The sequence below is a fragment of the Ruegeria sp. CDSC068 genome, assembly GCF_059610545.1.
Genome location: NZ_JBXWNV010000008.1, coordinates 154,542 through 166,292 on the forward strand (window position 1 = coordinate 154,542; position 11,751 = coordinate 166,292).

Consider the following 11,751-nt stretch of genomic DNA (forward strand, 5'->3'; position numbering starts at 1 on the left):
AAAGGTGAAACGATACTGGCCTTTTACAGCACCGCGAAATTTACGAACACGAATTGTGGACAACTTCCAAAAATAAAGGGCCCGACCACATGGGTCGGGCGACTGCAGGTCTGTCAGGATTTGGTTCACAATGGACGTAGGCGAACCAGCCTAGGGTCACAATACGCATCGACACTGTAGCCTTATCTGCTGGCAGCAGGGTTAGATCTTGCGTACCAGGCCGGGGCGATCTAGCAAAAACCCTTGGACATCGGTAACCCACCGTCTGTGGTTGTGATTTTCATCGTCGTGGCGCTAGCCGCCTATTTGTTGTTAGTGCTGACGTGACTAGACCGGCTCAATCTTGATGTTGTCCAGCCAGTAGTCGCCAAGCCCCCGAGTGTTGTTGAACAGCAGGACGTCATCTTCCGCACGTGCGGTAAAATTTGCCTCAAAAGTACCGGATTGCCCGGCCTCGACACTGAGAACGACGAGGGAACCGGTTGTGCTGACAGTGTTGTTGATACGAGCTGTGACGGTTCCATTGCTAGCGGATGCGTCGATATCAGCGGTTAACCGGTATTGCTGACCCTGTACCAGAGCGCTGACGTCCTGAGAAACCCTGATTGCCGCCGCCCCAGCAATGACACGCAGTCTTCCGGCTTCTATTGCAAGTGTAGTTGAACTGAATGGTGCCCAGCCAGTTGTTTCCGCTTCGAAGCTGCCGTTAGCCACCAAATTCAGTGACGCGGTGCCATGCCGCGACCGCGCGGCCAGTGATGTGATTGAAAGCCCTAGACTGATCATATCAGATCACCAGAGAGCCAAAATGCTGCTTGCTGAGTTACCGGTCGCGTGAATCCGAGTAAACCGCCCAGGCAGAAGAGTACCACTTGGGACGTTTTCATAGACTTCCGTCTCACCAAAAATCGTGGTTGCTGTGATATTGCCGCCATTTCCGACCCACAGCGCCCGAGTAGCGTTGGGGAGATCAACGGTATCGCTTGGGAAGACTGCGGCGTGATGTTCCTGAGGGCTATCCAGACCGGCGCGGAGATCTGCGAAATCGTCTGCCATTAGTTTTCTCCTTGGATGATTTGTGCGCCCGACCCGACGGGCTAATCTTCATTTCGAATGCGTAAGTTACTTCACGCACTTTCCCAAAAGTGTTTCCACCGCGTCCCCGCAGCTCAGAAATTCTTTACGATCCTGCGCCTACAAGATTTCAACGTGGCCGCCAGTGAACCAACCGCCAAAGAGTACGACCTAGCGTTTCCTCTTGAAGATAGTCCTGGCCTCGATATCCAGTTTTGTATTGTGTCATACCTGCGGGCTTCCCCCGCGAAAGCAGGTTTGATGACGTTTCGGAACATGGCGTGTTCTTTTTAAGTTTGACAGCGATGTTCACAGTAAGACGTTTCCCTGTGAAACCTAGATTCCGCCGCTTGGTACGCCCTAGCACCGGAAGCGCTTTGCCGAAACTTGCCAAGTGTCATTCAGGCTGATAGTGCGAGGCCGAACCAGCGTTGTTGGTTAGTAAAAATATGCAATTAGGCTAGGTATAATAGTTGTCTTTCGGGTTAATGGCCTTTGGCTACATGTCCGCCCTAGTCGCGTATTTGGTGGCCCAAAATTATGTCGTGAGCGCCAGACTTCTCCTCATTGTCCTCGCCGCACTTATGGTCCAGTTGCTTGCGGCAGCCGGTATTTTCATTGGCCCCGTGGCGGACACGATTGCATACGTTGACACAGTTAACTCGTGTCAATTCAACATTTTGCTGTGCGGTGATCGAGTTCATACATACATTTTAGGTTTCATGAGCACGTTCCTGGGGCCGTTATGGCCAGTCTTGTTCGGATGGTTTGCTTTTAAGTTACACAAGAAGTGCTTTGATATGGCCGGGGCGTTCAGGACGAATATCTTTTTCATGATCGCATTGACGTTTGCCGCTTACCAAACAGCAAGCGGTATGGGGGAGTGGACCTACTGCATTTTGGCGATCTACATCGCTTTCATTTCCATGAAACCGCCATCTTTCCTTCAGTCGCCCGCAAAATCAGTTAGATCGTCTTTGCTTGCGGTGGTCGCGTTCTTTACACTTGTGTTGGCGCACCCCGGTAACCTTTTTGTAGCATCAGTTTTCTTACGCAATCTCAAATTAATTCTGATTGCTTTGCTTTCTGCCGCCTTGCTGTTTTTTGTTTATTGGGACCTATTTGCTGCGTCTGTCTCCAAAGCCTACATTTTTTCAGGGCCTGATGCCGCGTTGTCAGCTGTTGAATCAAAGCTCCGAATTGCAACGGAAAGGGGCGATACCTCTTACGCAGGGTGGCTGCTTGTAAGTGGATTTCCATATGAAGCGAATGGCGTGGCTCTTGCGGTACTACAATTCACATTCCCGTTCTTTGCCCCCGACGCGGGCGCGATTTCGCTAGCAATAGGTGCAATCAGCGCACTCTTTTCAGTGTTGTGCGTTTTCTTGTGTTGGAAGTTGAGGTTAGCGCCCTTCTTTGTGGCGATCTCTGCTATTTTGATTTGCCACGTCGTGTTTGGCATCTCATCATATACGCCAGGTGTCGGTTTACGCCACAAAGTCCCATTGTTCGTTTTCTTGCTGGCCGTTCACTATTACACTGAACGTCCTGTGTCAGACAGAAAACCCAGTCGCAACTTTCATCCGACACCAATCTAAACCGCGCCACACGACCTGTTTGGCTTGAGGTACGCAAAGATCCCGCCAAACAGGCCTTGACCACAACCTATTCACAAGAAAAAACAGGAACGGATTCTACACCCAAGCTGCCCGTACGAGGGACTGGGTCAGACTAAATCTTGGGATTTCAACTCATTGTATACTAATAAGAAAATTGCAATAGGCGCAAATACATCGCATTACGTGTGGCAAGCACGCAGAAATCTAATTCGGGCAATCCAGAAAGAGGGTCATGACGTTGTCATCGTGGCACCAAAGGATGAATACACCGCGTCGCTGATGAAAATGGGTGCTTCCCATATAGACGTGCCTATGAAAATGAACAAGAATCCAGTGTCGGATTACATTCTTTACCGTCGATTTAGGGAGGCATTGCAGCAAGTTAGCCCAGATGTATACCTTGGCTATACGATCAAACCGAACATCTATGGCTCACTCGCTGCGCACCGGCTGGGCATTCCCACGATCAACAACATTGCGGGACTGGGTACGGTCTTTGTGTCAGACAATTTAGTGACACGAGTCGCCAAGGGCCTCTATCAAATGGCTTTAAAGCAAGCGGCTATGGTTTTTTTCCAAAACCCAGACGATCGCGAGCTGTTTATCAGCAACGGCGTCGTCCGGCACGATAAGCACGACCTATTGCCTGGCTCTGGCGTTGATTTAACGAAATTCGCCTACACTCCGCTACCTGAGGCAGGGCGTGGCGCACCTTTGCGCTTTGTGCTTATCGCGCGAATGTTGTGGGACAAGGGTGTGGGCGAGTTCGTGGAAGCCGCACGCGCTATCCGCCACCACCATGGCGATGTGCGCTTTTGCCTGCTGGGTTCTCTCGACAACGACAATCCGGCTGCTATTTCGCGCGCGCAGATGGATGACTGGGTACATGCAGGTGACATCGAATATTTGGGCTATTCGGACAACGTAGTTCAGGAAATCGTGGACTCGGACTGCATCGTGCTGCCCTCGGCTTATCCCGAGGGCACGCCACGCACCCTGCTCGAGGCCGCGTCTGTCGGTCGGCCGATTGTCACTACCGATGCCCCCGGTTGCCGCGAGACCGTGGATGATGGCGTCAATGGCTTCATTTGCGGTTTGCGTGATGCAGCGGACCTTCAGAACAAATTGGAGCGCGTGATTGAACTTTCGCCTCAGGCTCGCAGCGCGATGGGTCGCGCAGGGCGCTCCAAGATGGAGAACGAGTTCGACGAGAGCATAGTCATCGCCAAATACGTCCAGGAAATCCGAACGTTGTGTGGGACATGACACCTATCGACGTAGCGGCGCAGAAAACAAGGTAGCTCCGCAGAATATGGCGGCCAGAGATACATCATTGAAGCATTGCCCTGAGGCTCCAAACGCGGATCTCCACAACATTCACGACTAGACTTGGCCCTGCTGTGGGCAATCAAATTGTGGCCGTCCCTTCGTTCATTTTTTCTTTCGGAGCGGCGGAAATACCTCAGCGGGCAAGCATTCCTGCAAACCTGTCGCTTCATAATAGAGGCTTTTGGAACACTCCGTTAGAACCGGCATCGCCGGCCCGGAATAACGTCAGGAGGGCAACGTATTGAGACTGTCACTCAAGAGGCAAAAATATGATCCGTGGTATTCTGAGTAAAAGCCTTGGGACTGGGGGCTTAAAGGTCTCACAGGCGCTGATGGGTGTCCTTGTAACTATTGTCATGACCCGGATTCTTGGTCTTGCTCAGTTTGGTCTTTTCTCTTTCGGTCTGGCCGTGGCTACCGGGCTTGCGATTCCGACGAAAAACGGCGTAACAGAGCTTGTCGTGCGCGAGGTTTCCCGAGCGGCTGCCGCAAACGATCCAGCAAAACTGCATGGCGTTTTACGTTGGGTTCTCCTTTTCAGCGCGTTCTATTGCGCCGTGGTCGGTGGAATCGTTGCGTTCGTCGCCATAACGTTCTTCCCGGCCAGTGATCTCGCGTTTTCAATTGCCATTTCAACACTGCTGTTGCCCGGGTTCTCCTTGATTGGAAACTGGTCCGGCGGTTTGCGCGGCTTGGGAAAGCCAGTGGCAGCGCTTTTTCCCGATACGGTGCTGCGTCCGGTCATTCTGATCATAATTTCACTCATCCTCAACGTATTGCTACCCGGAGCGATGACGGCAACCCATGCTACCTTAGCAATGGTTGCAGCAGTGTCTTTGTCAGCTGCGCTTAATCATTACCTATTTTGGCACAAAGTTCCTGCCGCGCTTGCTGCTACTGGGAACGCGAAGATTGAACATCGTGCGTGGCTACGATCTGCTCTACCATTTACTGCTATCGGCGGCGTGCAAGTAGCGACAAGGCAGGCAGATCTGATCCTACTTGGGCTCTTGGTCGGGGAAACGGCGGTTGGCGTCTATCGAATAGCCCTGCAAGGTGCAATGCTGGTGGCTTTTGGATCGCAGGCGGTGAATGTTGTGCTGGCCCCGCGTATCGCTCAGCTGCGCGAAGGCCGAAACCAGGACGAGTTAGTCGTCCTACTGCGTACCAGCATCGTATTGTCGCTTTGCGTGGCGGTGCCAGGGCTGCTGATTTATGCAGCCTTTGGTGAACAGATATTAGCCCTACTCTTTGGAACAGATGCCGTTGCTGCACTTATCCCCCTGTTGATCCTTTCGGCCGGCAATACTTTGGCTATGTTAAACGGCGCGGTCATCCCCCTGCTCAATATGACGGGCAACGAGAATCGTACTCTCATGTCGTTTGCACTGGCATTGGCGTCTACCATCGTGCTGAATTTGGCACTCATTCCGTTCTTTGGGACGAACGGCGCTGCCATGGCCGCATTCCTGGCCATCGTTGTCTCAAGTCTTGCACTGCGGCACGCAGCGATTACTAGTCTTGCGATTGATCCGCCCACCACTCTTTTCAGACAAAGGGCTCCTGAAAATGATCACGCCTAAAAACCCAAAACCTACTGCGCTTGTGGTGGGTCCGATGAAGTGTGGCACAAGCTGGATACACGAGTATTTCGAAAGTCGCAGGGACATCTGTCTTCCAAGTGGCGTCAAAGAGACGTTTTACTACGACAGGTACCATCACCGCGGGTTGGCATGGTATGAAAGACACTTTAGGCATTTCGCCCCCGACCAAAATGTCGCAATCATCGAAGTGGGTCCTTCTCTCTTTCATGCCTCTGGCACCGCCGCCCCGAAGATTTTCGAAGAATTAGGCGATATTCCGATTGTTGTGACTCTGCGCGATCCGGTAAAGCGGGCATGGTCGCATTACCAGCATATGGCCCGTGGCTACACAAAGCTTCCCGTGCATCAAGCCGTGCAAAAGTTTCCTGAGATCATCGAAGCAAGTCGGTATTCTAAGCACCTTCCAATCTGGAAGGCGCATTTTAGCAGGGTCACCGTTCTACAACAATCAGATCTTGCCGAAGATCCTGACGGTTATGTAAAGACACTTTCGAATGGGCTAAGTTTGCCGATCAAAGACGCTGGAAATATGGCTGAGCGGCGCGTCAATGAGGCGACGGCGCCCAGATCTTATGTTCTCGCGCGTATTGGGCGTTATGGTGCTCGTGCACTACGGTTCATTGGGCTTTACTCGGTTGTAAACGCGCTCAAAAGTGCTGGCCTTAAATCGGTTTTTTTTAGTGGCGGCAAAACGGCGAAGCTGGCTGCGACCGACAGCGATTTGAATTTCCTCGAAGAGTTGCTGGCATCTGAACGGCAGTTCATGTCTTCGTACGTCGAGGGCACGAATTTGAAGTGATGTGTCAGTCGTGCTTAAAATTGGTTCATTGCTCATTGCATCACTTCTGAATTGGGCAATACAGTCGCCTTCGCCTGACCAGATCTCCAGAAACTGCTCCAGCGTTCTGTTGACCATTAAAGCCCGGTGAGAGGAACAGCCAAAGTCATTGCGGCGTTAATATGCTTCAGAGACAAGTGGGGCAGCTGAACCAGTGTTGGGCCAATATAGCTAGAACCATGAGTTTAATGAGTGTCGGCACCAAGGCCTCAAAAACAACCCAAGCCAGCCCGTTCAGGGGTTTACCGGCAAATCCATGTTGTGTTTCTTCTTAGGTATCGGCCGTTAGTTGCTGTAATATTTGTTGGCATACCCGCCGTATGAATAGCCGTAGTGCTTGGCGCTGCGAGCGTTGATCTGGCCCAAAACTAGACCGGTCAGACGCTGGTTGTCAGTGTGGAAAAGTCGCATAGCTTCGGTAACATCCTGCTCGGAGGTGGCGCTCCATTTGACCGTCAACAACACTGCATCCGCATTGCGCGCAATCAGCCGAGCGTCAGACACCAACAGCGTTGGCGGCGTGTCGATCAAAATTATATCGTATATCTCGCGCATCTCTTCCAAAAAGAGCCGGAAACGATCCGAAGCAATTAGATCCGCCGCATTCGCCGCAGTCTTCTCGCCAGCCAAAACATCGCAACCCAATAGCGGGTCAATAAAGATCGCCTCTTGCGCCTTTACATCCCCAGCCAGAACCGAAACGATCCCCTTCTTTGGCGCTTCCTGCAACTGTGCCGTCATCGTCAGGCGGCGGATGTCACCTTCAACCAGCAGCACCTTCTTGCCGATGCCGACAAAGTTTTGCGCCAATGCCATAGAATTTGTCGTCTTGCCTTCTTCCGGCAACGAAGATGTCATCACGATAATCTGCGGTGGGCGGTCCACATTGGACAACATCAGCGAAGTGCGCAAGTTACGCACTGCCTCGGCTGCAGCAGAAGAGGGTTTGTTGACAAGATACTCCAAAACCTTGCGGCGCCCGCGAACGGGAAAGACCGGGATTTGGCCCAAAACACTGTACCCGGTTTTGCGCTCCATCTCGTGCGCCGTGCGATAACCTTTGCGCCTTGTTTCGTTCAGCACAACAATAGCAGCACCCAACAAAACGCCCATAATGGCTGAAAAAGCAAGGATCACCGGTTTTCGCGGTTCCGACGGATCGCTGGGGACTACGGCGCGTGACAACTGCCGGCTATCCGCTTTCTGAATTCCTTCCTGCGCGGCTGTCTCTTTCAGGCGTGCTAGGAAATATTCGTACAACAACCGGACCGCTTCTGCCTCGCGCCCCAGTTGTTGCAGCATGATCAAGTCTGCATTCTGCAGCGCGATACGCTCGCCCAACTCCTGAGATGATTGCGTCAAAGCCTGAACTTGTTGGGTCGCGCGCCTCGCCTCAAGCTCAGAGCGCGCAAGCAGGCGCTCAAAGGCGGTGTCAAACGCGACCTCACCCGTGTCGGATGCGTTGATCTGCGAGAATATGCGTTGTAACTGCGGGTCCTGGCTGGCTTCGACCTGGCCCGCGCGGCTATCAGCAGCTTCAAGTGCTTCATATCGCGCCTGGGCCGAGGCGCGAGTTGCTTCAGCCGAAATGCTACGTTCACGCAGATCCTTAAGCTGAACTTCCTGTAACTGAAGCGCTTCAGGTGAGATCAACGCCGTTGTTGCATTGAAATCATTGAACTGCGCTTCGGCAGTTTCTAACTCAACTTGCAACTCGGCCACGCGCACGGTCAGCCACGCAGTAGCCTGTTCTGTGGCTTCAAACTTCACTTCGATCTGGTTCAGGACGTAAAGCTCGACAATAGTGTCCGCAATCAATGCAGACTTTCGCGCCTCTTCGGTCTCCACCGTGACTGTAAAGACCAAGCTTTGCCGCACGTTTTTCACTGAAACTTTTTGCAGAATGGCCGAAACCACACCGTCCCGAATTTGCTGCTCGGCTATATCCTCGGGCACCTGTTCGCGGTCGCTCCTAACTCCAAGCAAGGATTTGATAAACTGCTTGACCCTGTCTAGCGCGGTTACAGGTTGAAGCGCGGCGTTGAACTCGGGGTCCGATACCAAGTCCAGCTTGTCTACAACCTTGGCCATCAGGCCGCGCGACTGAAGAACTTGGAGCTCTGAATTGACCTCAACCGTATCTCCGGCAAGACCGCCCACTACGCTTTGAAGATCAACGACGCTGGCCTGTTCGGTTTCCAATATGACGACGGCTGTGGACCGGTATAGCGGAACAGAGGCCACAAACGCGTAATACGCGCCAAACAAAATTGCAGCTGTGGTGCACAGGGCAATAATCCACTTATCGCGCCACAAAATGCCGGCCAAAACTCCAAGGTCGATCGTGTCTTCTTCCGACGTGTCATTTATCGGGGTACGCCCGGATATAGTCGCTACGTCGTGTATCGGAGTTTGCTTCATATCAAGCTTAATGTCCCTGATGCCAAATATACGCAAAGCACCTGCGCTTGCGCTCTCTACATGGCTGCGAAGCATAAATAAAGATCTCTACATGCTTTGGTCTAGAACCTCAGAAACACGGCAGAAATTACCGTTGAAGTGATACTAAATCTCTATGAAATCCACGCCGAATTAAACATGCAGCATCCATCAACACCATCTTGAGGCAGATGCTGCCATTGTACCCAAAGAACCGTCGACGCGACCTGTTTCCCAGCGGAATTGCGACGGTTCACTCGGTCTTCGTCTGAGTAACTGAAGCACATGAAAAGACCGAAGACCAAGCCGCGCTTACTGCCCGGACATGTCGCGGGCTGTTCAAAGATTACAGCGCAGCGGTCCAGACCCGGTAACGCCCCTGCCCCGTTACCTCTCGGATCAAACCGCGCCCCATAAAACGGTCGATATTGCGTTGCACCGCAGCGCGCGAAGCCTGCGTCAGGTCCTCGGCAAGCGGCGCAGACACCATGGGCCATGCGGTCAGCGCGTCGATCAGGCGCGGTGGCGTGCGGCCGCTCAGGTCACTTGTCGCCTCGCGGGCGCGCTGATCCCAGGCGCTGACCCGATCCAGGTGCAACAAAGCCGCTAATATCGACTGCCCTGCCCCCCTGATCCAGGCCGCGAGTTTTTCCTGCGGCTCGCCAACCCCGCGCAACGCCCCCGGACCCGACAGCGCCAACGGCATGAAGATCGCCCCACCCCGCCCCATCGACGCAGCATGTCGGGCTGCAATAATTGCTGCCTCAGTGTCCTGACCAACACCTTCTGACAGGGCGCGCCAGGCATGAAACCCGATTGCGGCCTGTGTGACGGGATGCAAGCCTTCTGCGTTCTGCATAATCTCAGCCAAATCGGCGATCGCCTCTGGCATGTCTTCGATGCCCTGTGACATGCGATCAAGGAATGCGGTCAGGCCAGTGGCCCAGCCGTCCTCTGCCGGGCCAGCCCCCGCCGTCAGACGGCGCACGGCCCAGCCTGCCCGGAACATCGCCTGGACATCATCGCCGGTTGCGCCAATCCGTAATCCGACCCACAATGCAAGCCGGTCGACACCGATCCTATCCCCCGTCCACCAGCCCAGATCAGACACATCCATCAGCGCCAGCCGGTGTCCCCACCCTTTCGGCCCTGCGCGCAAACGTTCGTCCAACGCCCCAAACGTGGCCGCCAGTTCCGCCAGTTCATAAGACAGCTCGGCCTGCGCCGCGCGCCAATCCCTTGGGTCAAACAGAAGGCGGCGATCGACTGCCGGACCGGGGGGCAGAAATACGTCCTGTGCCATACCTTCATCGGGAGGGAGGAACCAAAGATCATCTTCCTCAGCCGGGCCGATGTCATAGATGCTGGGAGGACCGATCGCGTCGTCATCCTCATCCGGGTCCGGCATCACAGGTTTCATCGTCATGCCCGCTATATTTCGGACATTTCGTGCGGTTCACAAGACGTATTCCGCCCTGCCCCCCGGTCAACCTGCGAATGTTGTGGTCAGAATGTTCAGTTGCTGGTCAAGATCGGTCTGCTCGCTGCTGCCGATTAGCATATAGCCATATCCATCCTGCGCCCATGTCGCAGTGGCAACACCACTTATCGCCGCAAGTTTGACATCCTTTGCCGGCGCACCTTCCCCCTGGCGGATCACACAGAAGGCCAGCGGCTGGCCCTGATCATCCGCAAAAACTACCTGGATCAGAGGTTTTCCCTTAAAGGACAGTACCTGAGCGCGCTTCAATTCCAGCCCGGGCAGCGTCTCAAGTGTGTCCCGGTTAAGCGACCGGCCCAACTGTGCCTCAGCCCGCGCAAATTGCGCATCCAGCGCAACCGGAGAACTGTCCAACGATTCAATCGTGTCCGGCGAATAAAGCGACTGATAGATTGCTGCCTGTTCGGCCCAACCCATTGGCTCTGGGCGTGTCGCCCAGAAAGTTGCGGACACGGCCACGACGGCAACCGACGCGGCAACTGCCATCAAGCGCCAGAGACCGCCTGAGGTGTCGGTCGTACTGACCGGCATTGGCTGCGGCAATTCAATCTTCGGTGCATCCGCAGGGATGTTTTCGAACACTGATTGCACCACAGGTGCCAGCGGGTCCAGTGTCATCAGGCGTTGTTCCAGTGCAAGATCGGTTTCGATCGCCGCTTCGATTGCGGCGGCCTCGGCCGCATCCGCATTGCCTTCCAGATACGCCCTCAGCGTCTCGTCGGAAAACTTCATTTGCCACTCCGTCGAACGGTGTCTGCCGCATCATGCTGCATCACGTTTTTCAGTTTCTGCCGGGCGTTGGACAACCGGCTCATGATAGTGCCTATTGGCACCTCCAGCAACGCGGCGGCTTCGCGGTAGCTGTATCCTTCAACAAACACAAGCATGACTGTCTCCCGCTGCGCTTCTGGCAACTCCATCACTTGTGTAAACACCTCAGCGGCGAAAATATTCGTTTCTGCATCCGGTCCGGTCGAAATTAATTCGGCTTCGGGTGTAACGGACAGCGCCTGGGCCTTACGCACAGAGCGTGCCCGCACCTCATTCAGCCAGATCGAGCGGCAGATCGTCATCAGCCAACTGCCCAGCCGATCATGCGACGTAACCTGATGATGACGCTCCAACGCACGCAGACACGTCGATTGCAAAAGATCGTCTGCGACGTCCGACGCCCCCGAAAGTGCAAGACCAAACCGCCAGACCCGTTTGGAATGCGTCTGGATTGCGCCGCGCACGGCCTGTTCGGAGGAAATATCGGGACTCATCGAATAAATCGCGACCTGTGTGTGTTTGCTTTTCACGGACCGGGCCCGCGGGGTCAGGACTGACATAACCCGAGGAGGAAAG

Annotated in this window: 10 protein-coding genes; 4 read left to right on the forward strand and 6 right to left on the reverse strand. The window is 54.1% G+C overall.

From position 1 onward, the window contains the following. Positions 1-327 precede the first annotated feature (327 nt). Together AC2FID_RS16910 and AC2FID_RS16915 are read right to left on the reverse strand one after the other, a co-directional pair. Entirely contained in the window at positions 328-786 is a 459-nt protein-coding gene (locus AC2FID_RS16910) for a carbohydrate binding domain-containing protein (RefSeq protein WP_282170303.1), read from the reverse strand. A gap of 6 nt (positions 787-792) precedes the next feature. After that, positions 793-1,056, reverse strand: a complete 264-nt coding sequence (locus tag AC2FID_RS16915) for a spike base protein, RCAP_Rcc01079 family (protein ID WP_282170302.1) — start codon at positions 1,054-1,056, stop codon at positions 793-795. Positions 1,057-1,577: 521 nt separating this feature from the next. On the opposite strand from AC2FID_RS16915, the gene AC2FID_RS16920 reads away from it, so the two are divergent. The 4 genes from AC2FID_RS16920 to AC2FID_RS16935 all read left to right on the forward strand — a co-directional run bounded on the left by AC2FID_RS16920 (position 1,578) and on the right by AC2FID_RS16935 (position 6,425). Next, positions 1,578-2,672, forward strand: a complete 1,095-nt coding sequence (locus tag AC2FID_RS16920; RefSeq protein ID WP_496837833.1) for a hypothetical protein — start codon at positions 1,578-1,580, stop codon at positions 2,670-2,672. A gap of 204 nt (positions 2,673-2,876) precedes the next feature. Further along, positions 2,877-3,959 carry a glycosyltransferase family 4 protein gene (locus tag AC2FID_RS16925; protein WP_496837896.1) on the forward strand — a complete coding sequence of 361 codons (1,083 nt, stop codon included), beginning with the start codon at positions 2,877-2,879 and terminating at the stop codon, positions 3,957-3,959. A gap of 332 nt (positions 3,960-4,291) precedes the next feature. Then, on the forward strand, positions 4,292-5,605 hold the full coding sequence (locus tag AC2FID_RS16930; protein ID WP_282170299.1) for an oligosaccharide flippase family protein: 1,314 nt from the start codon (positions 4,292-4,294) through the stop codon (positions 5,603-5,605). After that, entirely contained in the window at positions 5,592-6,425 is an 834-nt protein-coding gene (locus tag AC2FID_RS16935; RefSeq protein WP_496837898.1) for a sulfotransferase domain-containing protein, read from the forward strand. Before AC2FID_RS16930 ends, AC2FID_RS16935 begins: the two co-directional genes overlap by 14 nt. Before the next feature lie 324 nt (positions 6,426-6,749). Here the strand turns inward: AC2FID_RS16935 and AC2FID_RS16940 are convergent, their stop codons facing one another. The 4 genes from AC2FID_RS16940 to AC2FID_RS16955 form a co-directional block, all read right to left on the reverse strand. Beyond that, positions 6,750-8,885, reverse strand: a complete 2,136-nt coding sequence (locus AC2FID_RS16940) for a polysaccharide biosynthesis tyrosine autokinase (RefSeq protein WP_496837835.1) — start codon at positions 8,883-8,885, stop codon at positions 6,750-6,752. 364 nt (positions 8,886-9,249) lie between these two features. Next, positions 9,250-10,323, reverse strand: a complete 1,074-nt coding sequence (locus tag AC2FID_RS16945) for a helix-turn-helix domain-containing protein (protein ID WP_496837837.1) — start codon at positions 10,321-10,323, stop codon at positions 9,250-9,252. A 66-nt stretch (positions 10,324-10,389) separates the two neighbouring features. Then, positions 10,390-11,136 (reverse strand): anti-sigma factor, encoded by a 747-nt coding sequence (locus tag AC2FID_RS16950; RefSeq protein ID WP_496837838.1) that lies wholly within the window; start codon positions 11,134-11,136, stop codon positions 10,390-10,392. Then, on the reverse strand, positions 11,133-11,705 hold the full coding sequence (locus AC2FID_RS16955; protein WP_496837840.1) for an RNA polymerase sigma factor: 573 nt from the start codon (positions 11,703-11,705) through the stop codon (positions 11,133-11,135). The genes AC2FID_RS16950 and AC2FID_RS16955 overlap by 4 nt, the downstream gene beginning before the upstream one ends. Between the last annotated feature and the right edge of the window lie 46 nt (positions 11,706-11,751).

Coding starts and splice junctions, on each gene's coding strand:
- AC2FID_RS16910 (WP_282170303.1), bottom strand. CDS start 786: ATGATCAGTCTAGGGCTTTCAATCACATCACTGGCCGCGCGGTCGCGG.
- AC2FID_RS16915 (WP_282170302.1), bottom strand. CDS start 1,056: ATGGCAGACGATTTCGCAGATCTCCGCGCCGGTCTGGATAGCCCTCAG.
- AC2FID_RS16920 (WP_496837833.1), top strand. CDS start 1,578: ATGTCCGCCCTAGTCGCGTATTTGGTGGCCCAAAATTATGTCGTGAGC.
- AC2FID_RS16930 (WP_282170299.1), top strand. CDS start 4,292: ATGATCCGTGGTATTCTGAGTAAAAGCCTTGGGACTGGGGGCTTAAAG.
- AC2FID_RS16935 (WP_496837898.1), top strand. CDS start 5,592: ATGATCACGCCTAAAAACCCAAAACCTACTGCGCTTGTGGTGGGTCCG.
- AC2FID_RS16940 (WP_496837835.1), bottom strand. CDS start 8,885: ATGAAGCAAACTCCGATACACGACGTAGCGACTATATCCGGGCGTACC.
- AC2FID_RS16945 (WP_496837837.1), bottom strand. CDS start 10,323: ATGAAACCTGTGATGCCGGACCCGGATGAGGATGACGACGCGATCGGT.
- AC2FID_RS16950 (WP_496837838.1), bottom strand. CDS start 11,136: ATGAAGTTTTCCGACGAGACGCTGAGGGCGTATCTGGAAGGCAATGCG.